We start from the raw sequence: 16,369 nt of genomic DNA, 5'->3' as shown, positions 1-16,369 counted from the left end.
GCATGCGCTGGCGCGAGATCATGCTGACGGTGTCGGGCGCGCTCGCGCTCGCCGCCTGTCACGCGAAAGAAACCGAGGTGACGCTGCCGCGCCCGGTCATCGCGGTGGTCGTGCATCGGGACAGCAAGCCGGTGCTCGCGACGCTGCCGGGCGAAGTCAACGCACGCTATGCGACGCCGCTGTCGTTTCGCGTCGCCGGCAAGCTGGTCGAGCGGAAGGTGCGGCTCGGCGATACGGTCACGGCCGGCCAGGTGCTCGCGCGGCTCGATGCCGACGACGCGCAGCGCAGCCTCGCGAGCGCGCAGGCCCAATTGATGGCGGCGCAGCATCGGCTCACCTTCGCCGAGCAGCAACTCGATCGCGACCGGGCGCAGGCGCAGGAACAGCTGATCTCGACGGCGCAGCTGGAGCAGACCCAGGATGCGTATGTGGTGGCCGCCGCGCAGCGCGATCAGGCGGTACAGCAGTTCGCGCTGCTGAAGAATCAGACCCAATACACGGTCCTCACCGCGGACCATGCCGGCGTCGTCACCGCCGAAGACGCCGATACCGGGCAGAACGTCGCGGCGGGACAGCCGGTCTACCACCTCGCGTGGTCCGGCGAGGTCGATATCCTCTGCGACGTGCCCGAGAGCCTGCTGAACGCGCTGGCGGTCGGCAGCGCGGCCAGCGTGTCGCTGCCGGCCGTCACGGACCGACGCTTCACCGCGCACGTCCGGGAGCTGTCGCCGGCAGCAGACCCCGGCAGCCGCACCTATCGCGCGAAGCTGACGCTCGATGCGCCAGGCCCCGAAGTCCGCCTCGGCATGACGGCCACCATCACCTTCGCCGACGCGTCCGGCGAGGCGCAAGCGGACGACCCGATCACGCTGCCCGCCAGCGCGCTCTTTCACGACGGCAACGCGCCGGCCGTCTGGGTCGTGCGGCCCGGCGACGAGGCGCTGGAACTGCGCCGGGTCCAGGTGGGCCGCTATGACGACCGCACGATCTCCGTCGCGCGAGGCCTCACCGATGGCGAGCGCGTCGTGCTGCAAGGCGTGCACACAGTCAGCGCCGGCGAAACTGTGCGCGCGGTCGCGCCGTTGCATCCCGAGGACTTCGCATCATGAGAGCGCTGTTCGGCCAGGGGCCCGACGGAGCGGGCGGCCCCGGTGAACCGGGTGGACCGCGGCGGCCAGCAGCGGACGACACCGGCCGCTTCAATCTGTCCGCGTGGGCGATCCGCAACCAGGCGCTCGTCTTGTTCGCCGTCGTGCTCGCGACGCTGTTCGGCGTGCTCGCCTATTCGCGGCTCGGACAATCGGAGGACCCGCCGTTCACGTTCCGCGCGATGGTGATCCGCACCTTCTGGCCCGGCGCGACCGCGCGCCAGGTCGAGGAGCAGGTGACCGACCGGATCGGCCGCAAGCTGCAGGAGACGCCGCATCTCGACTATCTGCGCAGCTACTCGCGTCCGGGCGAATCGCTGATCGTCTTCACGATGAAAGACTCCGCGCCGGTGAGCGAGGTGCGCGACACGTGGTACGAGGTGCGCAAGAAAATCGGCGACATCGCGGATACGCTGCCGCCCGGCGTGCGCGGGCCGTACTTCGACGACGAATTCGGCGACGTCTACACGAACATCTATACGCTAGCCGGCGACGGCTTCTCGCCGGCCCAACTGCACGACTATGCGGACGAACTGCGCGGCGTGCTGCTGCGTGTGCCCGGTGTCGCGAAAGTCGATTATTTCGGCGACCCCGACGAGCACATCACGATCGAGATTCCCAACGCGCAATTGACGCGCCTCAGCATCACGCCGCAACAGCTCGCGCGGGCGATCAACGCGCAAAACGCGGTCACGCCGAGCGGCACGCTCACACACCGCTTTCGATCGCGTGTTCGTGCGTCCGAGCGGCCAGTTCACCGACCTGACGGCGATGAGCGACACGCTGATCGACATCAATCACCGCCTCGTTCGTCTTGGCGACATTGCGACCATCAAGCGCGGCTACGACGATCCGCCGGTCTCGCAGGTTCGCACCAACGGCCGCCCGGTGCTCGCCATCGGCATCACGATGCAGACTGGCGGCGATGTGATTCAGCTCGGCAAGCTGCTCGACGCGAAGACGGCCGAATTGCGCGCGCGTCTGCCCGCGGGGCTCGAACTCGTCCAGGTGTCGAGCATGCCGCACGCGGTCTCGCACTCGGTCAACGGCTTTCTGCGCGCCGCCGCCGAAGCGATCGTGATCGTGCTGGCAGTGAGCCTTATCTCATTGGGCTGGCGCGCCGGCGTGGTGGTGGCGATTTCGATCCCGGTCGTGCTCGCGGTCACCGCGCTATGCATGAATGGGTTCGATATCGGCCTGCACAAGATCTCGCTCGGCACGCTGGTCCTCGCACTGGGGCTGCTCGTCGACGATGCGATCATCGCGGTCGAGATGATGGCAGTGAAGCTCGAACAGGGATGGGGCCGCGCGAGGGCCGCGGCGTTCGCCTACAGCAGCACCGCGTTTCCGATGCTGACGGGAACCCTGGTCACGGTGGCGGGATTCCTGCCGATCGCGCTGGCGAAATCGGCCACTGGCGAATACACGCGCTCGATCTTTCAGGTGTCCGCGATTGCGCTGGTTGCTTCGTGGTTCGCGGCGGTCGCGCTGATTCCGTTGCTCGGCTATCATCTGCTGCCCGAACGCACGGACATCGCGCGCGAGACGCCGCCTCGGCGCGCGCTTCGCAAGCTGCGCCGGCGCGACGACGCGCAGACGCGCCGCGCCCCGCTGGGGGCGCCGCGCGCGCCCCGCTTTCATGACCGCCTGCGCGACTGCATCGCGTGGTGCGTGAAGCGCCGCCTCGTCGTGATTGGCGTCACGGCTGCGCTGTTCGTGGTTGCGTTGGCCGGCTTCGCGCTCGTGCCGCAACAGTTCTTCCCGAGCTCCGAGCGTCCCGAGCTGCTCGTCGACCTGCGGCTGCCCGAAGGTGCGTCGTTCGAAGCGACGCTGCGCGAAGCCGCGCGCCTCGAAAAGACGCTAGCCGGCCGGCCCGAGATCGATCATCTGGTCGACTTCGTCGGCACGGGCGCGCCGCGCTTCTATCTGCCGCTCGACGTCCAGATGCCCCAGCCGAACTTCGCGCAGCTCGTGATCACCGCCAGGTCCGTCGACGACCGCGAAAAGCTCGAACGCTGGCTCGCGAGCATGCTGCAAAACAGCTTTCCCGCCGTGCGTGCGCGCGTTTCGCCGCTCCAGACGGGACCCTCGGTCGGCTATCCGGTGCAGTTTCGCGTCAGCGGAAACGACCTCGCCACCGTGCGCGAAATCGCGGAAAAAGTCGCGGCGACGATGAAGGCCGATGCCCGCACGACGGGCGTACATTTCGACTGGGACGAACCCGGCGAACGCTCGGTGCGCTTCGAGATCGACCAGCAGAAGGCGCGCGAGCTCGGTGTCACGTCGGAAGACGTGGCGAGCTTTCTCGCGATGACGCTGTCGGGCTATACGTTCACGCAGTACCGGGTGCGCGACCGGTTGATCAGCGTCGACCTGCGCGCACCCCAGCGTGAGCGGGTCGATCCCGCCGAGATCGTGAACCTCGCGATGCCGACGCCGAACGGCCCGGTTCCGCTCGGCACGCTCGCACACCTGCACAACGAACTCGAATACGGGGTGATCTGGGACCGCGACCGTCAACCGACGATCACGGTCCAGGCCGACGTGCGCGGCAACGCGCTGGACCTCGACGTGACCCAGGCGATCGATCGGACGCTTGCGCCGCTGCGCGCGTCGCTGCCGATCGGCTACCGGATCGAGACCGGCGGCGCCGGCGAGATCAGCGGCAAGGCGCAGGCGTCGGTGATCGCGCAGCTGCCGCTGATGCTCGTCGTGGTGCTGACGCTGCTGATGATTCAACTGCGCAGCTTCGCGCGCGTGCTGATGGTCGTGCTCACCGCGCCGCTGGGGCTGATCGGCGTGGTCGCTGCTCTGCTGCTGTTCAGCAAGCCGTTCGGCTTCGTCGCGATGCTCGGCGTCATTGCGATGTCCGGAATCATCATGCGCAACTCGGTGATTCTCGTCGATCAGATCGAACGCAATATCGCCGCGGGCCAGGGGCGCTTCGATGCGATCGTAAGCGCCACGGTCCGGCGCTTCCGCCCGATCATGCTGACCGCCGCGGCCGCCGTGCTCGCGCTGATCCCGCTGCTGCAATCGGCCTTCTTCGGACCGATGGCGACCGCACTGATGGGCGGCATCACGGGCGCGACCGTGCTGACGCTGTTCTTCGTTCCCGCGCTCTACGCGACCGCGTTCAAGGTGCGGCACTTCGAACGCGGTGTGCGAACCGCGTCCTCGACAATCGAATACACGTGGAGCTGATCGTGCGCACAGACTGCAACCCTATCGACGGGCCGGCGAGTGCGCCGCATTTCACTTTCGCGCCGCGTCGAGCGCGAGCGGTGGCGACCCATCGCTGGTGCGCGGTGGTCGGCGCGGCCGCGACGATCGCGCTTGGCGCATGCTCGTTCGGTCCGAGCGGCGAGCCGCCGGCGATGCCCTCGCCCGCCCATTACGGCGTCGAACCGCAGCCCGCGCAAACCGTCGAGGCGCTCGGTGTTGCACAGCGCTTCACCACCGGCGCGCAGCCGGTGCCGCAATGGTGGCGGCTGTTCGGCTCGACGGCGTTGAACGACCTTGTCGAAGAAGGCCTGCGCAACAGCCCGACGCTCGCCGCCGCCGACAAGCACCTGGCCGCCGCGCACGAAGAACTGCGCGCGCAGATCGGCGCCACGCTGCTGCCGTCGGTCGATCTGGTCGCGCAGGCCTCGCGCGGACGCGATCTCGGCATTCCGGTTCCCGGCGCGCCGAATACGCTGCTTTACAACGAGTTCATCGGCGTGGTCCAGGCGCAATACACGTTCGACCTGTTCGGCGCGGTGCGCAAGGCCAACGCGGCGCGCTCCGCGCGGGTCGACATCGATGCGTATCAACGGGAAGCCGCGCGCCGCGCGCTGGCCACCAACATCGCCACGGCGACGATCGAGGCGGCGATGCTGCGCGCCGAGATCGATGCGACCGAGCGCCTGATCGTGCTGGCGGGCGATCAGGCTCACGATACCGAACGGCATTACCAGCTCGGGTCGCTGACGCGCGGCGACGTGTCGAATGCGCGGCAAAGCATCGCCGCGCTCCAGGTCAGCGTGGCCGATCTGCGGCAACGGCTGACCGTGACCCGCCATGCGCTTGCGGTGCTGCTCGGCCGCACGCCCGACGCGGCGCCGCCCGAGCCCGATCTGGCGAGCCTGCATTTGCCGCAGGACGTGCCGGTCGTGCTGCCATCGGACCTGTTGCGCTCACGGCCCGATATCGCGGCCGCCGAGGCGGCGCTGAAAGCCGCCGCGAACGACGTCGGCGTCGCCACCGCACAACTCTTTCCGAGCCTGACGCTGAACGCCTCGATGGGACAAGGCGGGTTCAGCTGGCCGCTCGCGCTGTCGGGCGCCGGCGCGATCTGGAGCATCGCCACGACGATGTCGCAAGCGCTGTTTCATGGCGGCGCGCTCGTCGCGCAGCGGCGCGCGGCAATCGACACCTACGAGGCCGCCGTGTTCGAGTACAAGCAGACGGTGCTGGCCGCGTTCGAGAACGTCGCCGACACGCTTGCGTCGCTCGAACACGACGCGCAGGCGCTCGAAGCCGCGAGCGGCGCTGCCCGCGACGCACGCGAAACGTTCGACGATGCCACGTCACGTCACCGGCTCGGCGCGCTGCCCGCGGCATCCGCTCGCGGCGGCGAGCAGCAGTACGAAGCAGCAAGGCTGGAAGAAATCCGCCTGGTCGGCCGGCGCCTGGCCGATACGGCGACGCTGTTTCAGGCGATGGGCGAGTTGCCGCCGGGCAACACCCAGACACCCGAGCATCTGGCCGGCAAGTGATCCGCGCGCCGCGCCCGACGGCGCGCGCTTGCGTTCAAGCCTGCGGGTTGCCGCGGAACGCCGACAAGATAAGTCAGACCGAGCGGCGAGCCCTGCACCGGCAGCGTGCCGATGTCCCAATCGAAGCTCTGCTGATCCGGAATACTCGCGACCATCTCACGCAATTCGTCGGGGTTGTAGATGCGCAGCATCGACACGATGCCGTCGAACAGACACAGCAGCGGGATCGCCGGCAGCACATAGGTGAGCGCTAGCCGCGACCAGCGAAACGGTCGGATCAGCGGGGTCAGCGCGAGCATCATCAGCGGCATCACCAGGATGAACACGATACCGAGCAGTCGGTGATCGGCACCCTCGACGACGACGATCGCGCGGCGTTTCGTCACGGCGTCGGCGAGGATCGCGCGCGCATCGTCCGGCCGGAAATGGTGGAACGAGTTGAACATCGTGCGCACGCCGTCGAATCTCGATGGCACGTTCATCGCGTCCACCGGTTCGCTCACATAGGTGACACAGTTGGTCGGCCCGGCTGAGATCCGCTCGTACGCGGCGCGATTCGGATAGAAGTCCGTCAACTGCACCATCACGCGGCCGGACAGCGCGAGCAACGGTGCGAGCGTCTGCCACGGCCCGCCGCCGCCCGAGCACAGATCGACGATCCGGTCGCTGCCAACCCGGCGCATCGCCTCGCGCAGCTTGCCCGCGATCACGTTGAAGCCCTTGTGGGAATTGGCCAGAAAGTGCAGCCAGTCCGTCCCGCCGTCACGGAGGGCGCGTGGGCACCACGGCTGGTCTTCGATTTCGAGCAGATGCAGGCGTCGCATGATTACGCGGGCAACCGAGGTAACTGAAAACCACGCCGCTCGGTCAGCCTTCGCGAGCGGCAACTTACTACCGAAGTTAAACGAGCCAACGCGCGGGCTTCTTTAACGGCGTCAATCGACTATACGCCGAGCCGCCCCGCGCCGGCGACGCTCGCCGTTCACATCCCGCATAATGACGACGGATTAGGACTTACCCGCATCAGCCGCCGGACGGCGGCCGGGAGATGAACGATGCAAAACGACAGACCGCCGCCGCGGCGGGTGACATATGAGAAAGGGATCCGGATCGGTGGCTCAGGCTGGTTCGGCCGGTTGCTGACCGTCGCCTTAAGCGCGATCCTGTTCGTGGTGGCCGCGACGCTGTCGATCGTGCTGTTCGCCGTGCTGTTCGCGGTCGGCACGGTCGTGGTCGGCTATCTGTGGTGGAAGATGCGCAAGTTGCGCCGGCAGGCGGCCGCGTATGGCGACGACGGCCGCACCGTCGACATGGAGGTCGTTCACAGGGACACACCCGACGACGACGGCCGCACCATCGACATGGAGGTGGTCCACAAGGACCCGCCCCGCGACGATTCCGCGCCACGCTGACGATCTGCTCCGCGCCTGTTTCAAGCCGCAAGGGCCGTTTCGACCGCGCTCACGTAGTTGCGAAAGCCGGCCTGCTGTAGCGCCTCGAGCAGCCGCAGCAGTTCATGTCGTGTGGCGTCGGTGAGCGGCGCCTGAAGCGCGAGCGCAAGCGCACGGCCACGCGCCGCGAAAAGCTCGGACCACGGCAACGGTTCGCGCTGCGTATAGGCCTCGAGTGCTTCCACGTAGTGCAGCATGGCAGCAGGATCGCCCGCCCCCAGCATCGCTTCGATGGCGTCGCGGTAAAACCACAAGTGATTGTGGCCGACCGCGCCAAGGCGCAACAGCGCCTCGCCTTCAGCCAGCAGCCGCGTCCGCTCGTCTTTGTCGTCAACCGCGCGGCTCAGCGCGCTCAAGGTCTTTGGCCCGGAAAACTGACTGCCCACCTCGCGTGTGATGGCGAGTGCTTCGCGCAGCGCAGACACCGCTTCGCTGCGGCATCCCTGGTCCAGTAGCAGGCGTCCCTGCATCTCCAGGTTCTGCGCCTGGAAGCGGCGCGCACCCAATTGCCGGATCACGCGCAGTTCCTGCGCCAGATGCTTGCTGGCCGCCTGCACGTCGCCCAATTCCTGGCACGCGAATACCCCCAGCGTCTCCCCCAGCAATTGCGCGCGGGGCTGTCCGATCAGCTCGGCGGTGCGGGCGGCGGCGATGGCGTCCTCGCGCGCGGGAGCCGCGTCGTTCAGATAGATGCGGCTGAAGCCCTGCATCGACAGGTTGGCAACCTCGATCCGGCCGAAGCCGTGCTCCCGGCTCATCGCCACGCATTCGCTGAAATGATGGAACGCGGTCCGCATGCGTCCCTGCGCATACGCCGCATCCGCCAGGCCTCCGAGCGCGCGAGCCTCCGCCTCGGGCAGATCGAGGCGGCGCGCATAGGCGAGACCGCGCTCGTGTTCGGCGCAGCAGGCGTCGATCTTGCCGAGCGGAAACAGGATGTTGCCGCGCAAATAATGGAGGCTTGCCAGCTCGGCCAGCCGGTTGTCCCGCTCCGCGATTCGTTGCGCTTGCGCCAGCAGACCGAGTGCTTCGTCGAGACCCTCGCTGACCCGCAGACCTTCCGCGAGCCCGAGCTGGCAGTCGCATCGGGCGGTGTCGTCGGTGGCGGCGGCGAGTGCGGTGCGGTACGTCGCGATCGATCCCGCAATGTCGCCCAGGTCGCGCTGAAGCTCGCCCTTGCAGCAGCTCAGTGCATGGCGGTCCGCGTCCGACCGCGCGATCTCGATGCCCCGCTCTGCCAGCCGCAGCGCGGCTTCGAAACGATGAGCGGCGCGCTCAGCCACCGCCGCGCCCAGGTAGGCGTGCGGCGCGTGCGGGTCTTCGGCGCGATCGAGATGCTGGGCGTGCAACGTGGCATCGCTGTGTGCGAACCATTCGGCCGCGCGCAGATGAAGTTCACGGCGGCGCGCGCGCAACAACGTCGAATAGGCGCTCTCCTGGATCAACGCGTGCGCGAACAGGAAGTCCTCGCCTTCCGGCAGCACCAGTGCATTGACGAGCAGTCCGGCGCAGACATAGCCAGGATCGTCGACCAGTTCTCGCAGCAGCGCCAGGTCGAAGCGCTGGCCGATCACGGCGGCCGCCTGGAACGCCAGGCGGTCGCGAGGTGCGAGCCGGTCCATCCGCGCGAGCACCAGACTGCGGATCGACGCGGGCACGTTGCTGCCGCTGCCTTCTTCGGCGTTGCGCAGCAGTTGTTCGAGAAACAGCGGATTGCCGCCCGCGCGCTCGATGCAGGCGAGCGCGACACGCTGCGTCGCATCGATGAAATTGCCCGCCAGGCTCAGCGCCTCGTCCTTGCGCAGCGGTCCGAGATCGATCGTGGCGAACGGCGTGTCGCGGCAACGTGCGCGCCAGCCTGCATCGATCGGATCGCCTTCCACGCGCGAAGTCGTCACCAGCAGGCCGGTACCGTTGGCAATGCCCGACGCGAACGCCGACAGGTAGCCGATGACTTCGGCATCGGCCCAATGCAGGTCTTCGACGACGATGAGCGTCGCCGCGTGCGCGCAAACGTCCTCGGTCAGCCTCGCGGCGAGCGCCTGCTTGCCGCGCTTGCGCGCGCCGTGGTCCATGGCCTCGTAGATGGTTTGCCATTCGGCGCTTTGCGGGAGGTCGAGGAAGTCGTGCAGAAATACGATCTGCTCGGCCTTGACGATGCCTTCGGCCGCGACCTGCGCGGCGGCGGCCTGCCGTGCCTCGCTCGATGCACCGGCCGGCAAACCGAGCAGGCTGCCGATGATGGTTCGCACCGGGTCCTGGCCCTTGCCGACGCCGAAATCGAGCACGAGGCTTCGATGCAGCGTGAAGCCCTGGGCCTGCGCATGGCGGCGCATCTCATCGACGAGCCGCGTCTTGCCGATCCCGGCTTCGCCTCGCACATGAACGACGTGTCCCGCGCGCTTTGCCATGCACGCATGCAGGATGCCGTGAAACTGTTCGAGCTCGGCTTCGCGTCCGACGAAATGGCTGTGACTCGTCCTGACCGGCTCGCTGCCGAGCGCGACGAGGCGCCATGGCCGCACCGGCGTGTCGATGCCCTTGAAGCGCCGCTCGCCGATTGCCTCGCAACTGGCGACGTCGCCGAGCGTGCGCGCTGCGTCGTCGGATAGCCAGGTTTCGCCGGCTGGCGCGGCAGCCACCAGCCGAGCGGCGAGGTTCACCGGATCGCCATGCACGGTGTAGTCCTGCGCGTCGGCGCGGCCCAGCGCGCCCGCGATGACCTCGCCGCTCGAAATGCCGATGTGCGCCTGCAACGGCCGCCCGGTCTGGGTGGCCAGTCGCGCCACGCCGTCGTGAATGTCGAGTGCGGCACGCGCGGCGCGCAGCGTGTCCGTCTCGTGCGAGCGGGGTGCGCCGAACAGCGCCATCACCGCGTCGCCGATGTGCTTGTCGATCGTGCCGCCATACGCGAGCACGATCCCGTCGACCAGCGCCGTATAGCGTCCGATCAGCGCGCGCAGGTCCTCGGGATCGAGCGAGCGCGACAGCATCGTGTACCCGCACAGATCGGCGAACAGAATCGTGACCTGCCTGCGCTCGTCCGCGGGCACTTCGTGGTCGTCGGCCGTGGCGGGCGATAGCGGCGCCGCTGTCGGTAGCGATGCCGTCGCCGCGGCCAGAATGCGCTTACGGTGGCCGAGCGACTGTACGCCAAGCTCTTTCAGGTCCGCGTCGGTCAGCTGCCCGAGCAGCGACATGTCGATGTCGTTTGCCGCGAACGCGTGGGCGTACTGCTCGAGCCCGAGGCCCCGCAGCCATTTCTCGATGTCCATGTTCGTCGCCCTGCCTCCGATGCGTGGTCCCGCGGGCAAAAACTCAGACGATTAACGCGCGTGACGGCCGCCGACGTGAACGGCCCTGAGCCGCAGTGCATTCGCGTGGAGCCGCCAGCTACGAGGCCGATGAATAACCAGTGTAGGTGTCCGATCAGCACGCTGCATCGCGTTTGACAGCCGTTCGAGGCGCGCAGGATACTGGCTGGCGCGCCTCGCGGCGCCCTCGCATTCGACCGGGAATCCACGTGAAGCCGGGCAAGACCGTTTCCGTCTCCGACGTCGCGCTGCGCTCGCGTTTGGCGGGCCTGCCAGGCGACGTGGCGGCGGGCGCCGTATCGACGCTCGTCATGCTGTGCTATGCGATGAGCCTCGGCACGATGATCTTTAGCGCCGATCTTGCGCGCTACGCGATGCTGGGCGTGCCCACCGCGCTCGTGAGCTGTGTCGTCACGGCGCTGGTGATCGCCTTGACGAGTTCGATGCGCATCAACATCGGCGGCCCCGACAGCAACGCGGCGGCGTTTCTCGCGGGCGTGGCGGCGGGTGTGGCCAGCAGCGTGCGCGCGGACGGCGGCTCACCGCAGACGCAGATCCTCACGGTGCTGATCGCCATCGCGCTGTGTTCGGTGATGACGGGCATCGCGCTCTATGCGATCGGCTCGTCCAGGCGCAGCCGCTCGTTGCAGTTCCTGCCCTATCCGGTGCTCGGCGGGTTTCTCGCCGGCACGGGCTACCTGCTGCTCGCCGGGGCGTTCCGCGTGCTGACGGGCCAGCCGCTGGAGTGGCACACGCTCGCGTTGCTCGCGCACCTTCACTGGATCACATGGCTTCCGGCGCTCGTCGTCGGCGTGCTCGCCACGGTGCTGATGCGTACGTGGCAACACATTGCCGCGTTGCCGCTCACGCTGGCCTTCGGTGTCGTGCTTTTCTACGTTCTACTACAGTTTGCCGGAATTTCGATCGACGACGCGCGCGGCATGGGTCTGCTGCTGCCGCGCGTCAAGCTGCACCTTGCCGGGCTGCCGGAGTTGCACCTGGCCGCGAGGCTCGGACAGGGCGCCATCGACTGGTCGGCGGTCGGCGCGCATCTTCCCGAGAGTCTGGTGGTGACGTCGGTATCGGCCGTGACCATCCTGATGAATTCGACCGCGATCGGCACGGCCACCGGAGAGGACATCGACCTCAATCGAGAGATGCGCGCCGCCGGCCTCGCCAATCTCGCGAGCGGACTGCTGGGCGGCATGGTCGGCTACCAGTCGTTCAATCGCTCGATGCTCAATGCGCGGGTGGGCGCGACGAGCCGGGTGGCGGGCGTGTTCGCGTCGCTTGCGTGCGTGGTCGTGCTCGCCACCTCGCCCGACATCGTGGCGCTTTTTCCGGTGCCGGTGCTGGTCGGCCTTCAACTGTTCATGGGGCTGCGTCTGCTCGTGCATTGGCTCGCGGGCGCCTGGACCAGGCTCAACTGGTATGAGTATCTGCTCGTGCCCCTGATTCTCGGCACGATCGCGGCTTATGGCGTGATCGTCGGCGTGGTCGTGGGCGTCGTTGCGGCATGTGTGATGTTCACGCTGCTCTACGGCCGGGTCGGCTGCATACGCATGGAGTTCGACCTGCGCGCGCGGTCCTCGAATGTGGAGCGCAGCATCGAAGACACCCAGGCGCTGCGTGCCATCGGCTCCCAGGTATGCGGAATGTGCCTACAGGGCTTTCTCTTTTTTGGCACGGCCAATTCGATTCTGCAGCGCCTGCGGGAACGCTTCAATGCAAACAGTCCCGTGCAAATCCGTTTCGTCGTGCTGGACTTTGCGGCGACACATGGCATGGATGCTTCGGTATCCATCAGCTTCGTCAAGATCAGGCAACTCTGCGCGGCAAAGAACGCGGACCTCGTGTTGACCGCGCTGCCGCCGCGCTCGCGCGATCTGCTCGAGAAGACCGGCACGCTCAGTCTGAAGATCCATCAATTCGATACGCTCGATGCGGGTCTCGAGTGGATCGAAGACAAACTGCTAGCGTCGAACTCGCTCGCGCTCGCGCATGGCGGCGATCTGCGTGCGATGCTCGAGCCGCATTTCACGGCCAGTGCGTTGAACGGCTTGGTCGCGTGTCTGGAGTTGCGTGATCTGCTTTCGGGCCAGGCACTGTTTCGTCATCGCGAGCCGGGCGATGCGCTGTATTTCGTCGAGCAAGGACGTGTCGCGATCTCGCTGCCGCTCGCCGATGGCCGCTCGGCGCGTCTGCGCTCGTTCGGCCCGGGCACGGTAGTGGGGGAAATGGCGGTGTACACGCAGCAGCAGCGCAGCGCGGACGTGATTGCCGAGGCACCGACGCGCGTGTACCGCCTGTCGATCTCCCGGCTGCTCGAACTCGAGCAGCAGGACCCGGCAACCGCGCAACAGTTGCATCGGTTTCTCGTGAAGACGATTGCGTTGCGCCTTGCCGTTGCCGATGAGGCGCTACGCGCGGCTTTGTAACTTATGTATGCAGGACTGGCGCATTGCGCGCCATCGTCAGTTGTAGCCCAGGATCGCTGCGGTCGCGACATCCGTGCGGTCGATCGGGTTGCCAGCAAGCAGTACGGTCGGCTCTTTCAACAACAAACGGTATGACGGCACGTAGGTTTCGCTCATCCCAGCCGCATCGCGCGGCTGACCTTCCTGCGGCTTGCTGTTTTCGGGGTGATTCATCGTTGTCTCCTTCTGGATGGCCGGTGGTCCCGTCACGGATGCGTTCAAAGCGGAAATGACGCACGCGTCCGTTGCGGCGAAACTGCCGGCTTGATATGCATAATTTAGCAAGTTCAATGCCATCGCGGCATCCGTCTGCAACGAAAGCAAGCAAGGGCGGCACCGCGCGCTCGACGAAGTGAATGTCATCCGGCACGCACGTCAAACACATCACAGCGTGAGATATATTTTTCCATAAACACACCGTTATTGCACGGGTATATCTCCGACTGTCTGGCTCGCCTTTACCGCATGAACATTCGCATGGTACAAACATCGTGTTTGGCAGTTCGGGCTAGCTAATGTAAGCAGGCACACCATGCGGGCAGCGCTGGATCATCCTCGGCGCCATGTCCGCAGAGGAAACCGATGCAAGGACGCTGATGAACGATCCTGCTCACTTCCTTCCTTCATTCGTTTGGCGTGCCGATCGCGACGGCGTCGTCCGCTACGCCAACCCGTGGACATCACGGTATCTCGGCATTCCCGCCCTTGAACTGGTCGGGATGCACTGGAAGGCCTTCGTTCATCCCGACGACATCGATCATGTGCTCGACGCAGTGCGGCAGATGCGGGACGGTCCGCTGCTCGGCAATGTCGAAGTGCGTCTGCTGCGCGCGGACGGCGAGTATCGCTGGCACGTGTTGCATCTCCAAGCCGAGCGCGACGCGAGTGGCCGCATCGGCGACACGGTGGGCGTCGCGACCGATATCCACGAAGCCCGTCACGCGTGGGCCATGTACGAAGCGAGCGAGCGACGCCTGAAGGCTGCCTTCCACGGCGCTCGCATGGGTGCGTGGGAATGGGACATGAAGAGCCGCGTCGTGCGAATGACCTCGCAACTCGCGGATCTGTACGGGTTTCCGCCCGGCACCGATGCGCTTGCGCTATCAGATCTGGAGAACCGGGTCGAGCCCGAGTATCGGGCGCTATTCCAGCGGAAGGTCGATGACGCTCTGCAACACGGCGGTCCCTTCGAATTCGACTTCGTGCTGAACGGTGGATCGACTTCACCACGCTGGCTGCGCATGCGCGGCCACGCGGAATACGAGAACGGTACGCTCGCGCACGTGTACGGCGTGACCTTCGACATCAGCAAGCAGCGGGCAGCCGAAGAGCAACTCAGTCTCAGCGAACGGCGTTATCGGGTGCTCGTGGAATCGACGGGCGCACTCGTATGGTCGGCCGAGCCGAACGGCGACATCCGGGCCGCAGGCGAGAACTGGAGCCGCTTCACGGGCGACGGCGTAGTCCGTCTGGAGGACTGGGGATGGCTCGACTACGTTCACCCGGACGACCGCGAGGCGGCAAGGCAAGTGTGGGTCGATGTGCTGCAGCGACGCGCGCCCGCATCGACCATGTTCCGCATGCGGCGTCACGACGGCCAGTACAGGATGATGCACGCCCAGGCGGCGCCCCTGTTCGACAGCCACGGCAAACTCCAGGAGTGGTTCGGCACCTCGACCGATGTGACGCCTCAGTATGAAGCGCAATTGGCGATCGAAGCGCGCAACCTGCGTCTGTCCGTCGCGATGCAGGCAGCGCGGCTGAACATCGTCTGCTTCGACCTGAGCTCGCGCACGCTATCGTTCGAAGAGGGCCACGCACCGCGGATAGACCATGTGCTCAGCTATGACGAGGCGCTGCGCAACGTGCATCCCGACGATCGCGCGATGCTCGAACAATATGTCTGCCGACTGGCCGAAGGCCACGACCCGGTCGCGAACTTCGAATTCCGCTTGCAGAACGCGCACGGCGAACAATGGATGCACGGCAGCGCGCTGCTTCAGCGAGGCACGGACGGCAAGCCGTTGCGCATCATCGCCAGCGTGATCGACATCACCCAGCGCAAGCAGCTCGAACTGATGCTGCGCGAAACCGATCGCCGCAAGGACGAGTTTCTCGCGATGCTCGCGCACGAACTGCGCAATCCGCTCGCGCCACTACGCACTGCCATCGCATTGCTCGACAAGCAGCCCGGCGCGGTCTCACGCCCCCACGAGCTGATCAACCTGATGCGCCGGCAGGTCGAGCACATGACGCGAATCGTCGACGATCTGCTCGAAGTGTCGCGCATCACCCAAGGCCGCATCGTGCTGCAACTCGAGCCCGTCCTGGTCGGCACGGCCGTCTATCACGCTGTCGAGGCGATCGCGGCGATGGCCGAAGCTCGTCATCAGCAGTTGCACGTCAGTGTTTGCGATCCGACCACGTGGGTATGCGGCGACATCACGCGGATTTCGCAGATCTTCGTCAATATCCTCAACAACGCGAGCAAGTACACGCCGGAGAACGGGCATATCACGGTGAACGTGGCGGCCGACGGCGAATGGGTTTCCATCGTCACGCAAGATACCGGCACGGGCATTTCGGCCGAGCTTCTGCCGAAGGTGTTCGAGCTCTTTTCGCAAGGCGAACGCACGCTCGATCGCTCGGATGGCGGCCTCGGCATCGGACTGTCGCTCGTCAAGAAGCTCGTCGAAATGCACAACGGCACGATCGCCGTGCACAGCGATGGCCCCAATCTCGGCACGACGGTGACGGTCCGACTGCCACGTTTGCACCATCATGAACGCCATTCGGCGGTCGCGCTGTCAGAGCCCGCGCCGGGGCACGCGCGAACCGCGTTGCACGTGCTGGTCGTCGATGACAATCGCGACGCCGCCGATTCACTCGCGATGCTGTGCGAATCAGAAGGGCATGTGGCCCGCGTCGCGTATTCGTCAGCCGAGGCGCTGGACGCGGCACCGTCTTTTGCGCCGGACGTGGCGTTGCTCGATATCGGCTTGCCCGATATCGACGGATACGCACTGGCGAGGCAGCTTCGCCGCAAAGGCGATGCGAAGCCCGTGCTGATCGCGATCACCGGATACGGTCAGACGGACGACAGGCTGCGCGCACAATCGGCGGGCTTCGACTATCACTTCGTCAAACCCGTCAATATCGACAGCCTGCTGAAGCTGCTTTCGTCGCTGATGGAGGGGCGCTAGAGCGGCTATACGTCGC

General features: G+C 66.5%; 9 protein-coding genes and 1 pseudogene. 7 read left to right on the top strand and 3 right to left on the bottom strand.

All coding sequences use genetic code 11. From position 1 onward, the window contains the following. Positions 1-2: 2 nt before the first annotated feature. The 4 genes and pseudogenes from QFZ91_RS02510 to QFZ91_RS02495 all read left to right on the top strand — a co-directional run bounded on the left by QFZ91_RS02510 (position 3) and on the right by QFZ91_RS02495 (position 5,908). A complete protein-coding gene (locus tag QFZ91_RS02510; protein WP_429566636.1) occupies positions 3-1,109 on the top strand; it encodes an efflux RND transporter periplasmic adaptor subunit in 1,107 nt (368 codons plus the stop codon). Beyond that, positions 1,106-1,807 (top strand): annotated as a pseudogene (locus tag QFZ91_RS02505) (efflux RND transporter permease subunit); the annotation flags it as partial. The gene QFZ91_RS02510 and the pseudogene QFZ91_RS02505, both read left to right, overlap by 4 nt. Before the next feature lie 112 nt (positions 1,808-1,919). Then, positions 1,920-4,352 (top strand): efflux RND transporter permease subunit, encoded by a 2,433-nt coding sequence (locus QFZ91_RS02500; RefSeq protein WP_429566128.1) that lies wholly within the window; start codon positions 1,920-1,922, stop codon positions 4,350-4,352. After that, a complete protein-coding gene (locus tag QFZ91_RS02495) occupies positions 4,343-5,908 on the top strand; it encodes an efflux transporter outer membrane subunit (protein WP_429566127.1) in 1,566 nt (521 codons plus the stop codon). Before QFZ91_RS02500 ends, QFZ91_RS02495 begins: the two co-directional genes overlap by 10 nt. On the opposite strand, the gene QFZ91_RS02490 is transcribed toward QFZ91_RS02495, so the two are convergent. Next, entirely contained in the window at positions 5,845-6,732 is an 888-nt protein-coding gene (locus tag QFZ91_RS02490; RefSeq protein WP_429566126.1) for a class I SAM-dependent methyltransferase, read from the bottom strand. The genes QFZ91_RS02495 and QFZ91_RS02490 overlap by 64 nt on opposite strands. 231 nt (positions 6,733-6,963) lie before the next feature. Here QFZ91_RS02490 and QFZ91_RS02485 point away from each other — a divergent pair, with 231 nt between their 5' ends. Beyond that, positions 6,964-7,320 carry a CPBP family intramembrane glutamic endopeptidase gene (locus QFZ91_RS02485; RefSeq protein ID WP_176383344.1) on the top strand — a complete coding sequence of 119 codons (357 nt, stop codon included), beginning with the start codon at positions 6,964-6,966 and terminating at the stop codon, positions 7,318-7,320. A gap of 20 nt (positions 7,321-7,340) precedes the next feature. On the opposite strand, the gene QFZ91_RS02480 is transcribed toward QFZ91_RS02485, so the two are convergent. Then, positions 7,341-10,634 (bottom strand): adenylate/guanylate cyclase domain-containing protein, encoded by a 3,294-nt coding sequence (locus tag QFZ91_RS02480; RefSeq protein ID WP_429566125.1) that lies wholly within the window; start codon positions 10,632-10,634, stop codon positions 7,341-7,343. A gap of 248 nt (positions 10,635-10,882) precedes the next feature. Between QFZ91_RS02480 and QFZ91_RS02475 the strand changes: the two genes are divergently transcribed. Beyond that, positions 10,883-13,111 (top strand): SulP family inorganic anion transporter, encoded by a 2,229-nt coding sequence (locus tag QFZ91_RS02475; protein ID WP_429566124.1) that lies wholly within the window; start codon positions 10,883-10,885, stop codon positions 13,109-13,111. 36 nt (positions 13,112-13,147) lie between these two features. Here the strand turns inward: QFZ91_RS02475 and QFZ91_RS02470 are convergent, their stop codons facing one another. After that, entirely contained in the window at positions 13,148-13,447 is a 300-nt protein-coding gene (locus QFZ91_RS02470) for a hypothetical protein (RefSeq protein WP_429566123.1), read from the bottom strand. A gap of 299 nt (positions 13,448-13,746) precedes the next feature. Between QFZ91_RS02470 and QFZ91_RS02465 the strand changes: the two genes are divergently transcribed. After that, entirely contained in the window at positions 13,747-16,353 is a 2,607-nt protein-coding gene (locus tag QFZ91_RS02465; protein ID WP_429566122.1) for a hybrid sensor histidine kinase/response regulator, read from the top strand. The last annotated feature ends 16 nt before the right edge of the window (positions 16,354-16,369 follow it).

Origin of the sequence: Paraburkholderia sp. JPY419, assembly GCF_050435705.1 — a bacterium.
GTDB lineage: Bacteria > Pseudomonadota > Gammaproteobacteria > Burkholderiales > Burkholderiaceae > Paraburkholderia > Paraburkholderia youngii.
Note: the sequence above shows the minus strand (reverse complement) of the source record. Positions and strands in the feature narration are given on the sequence as shown.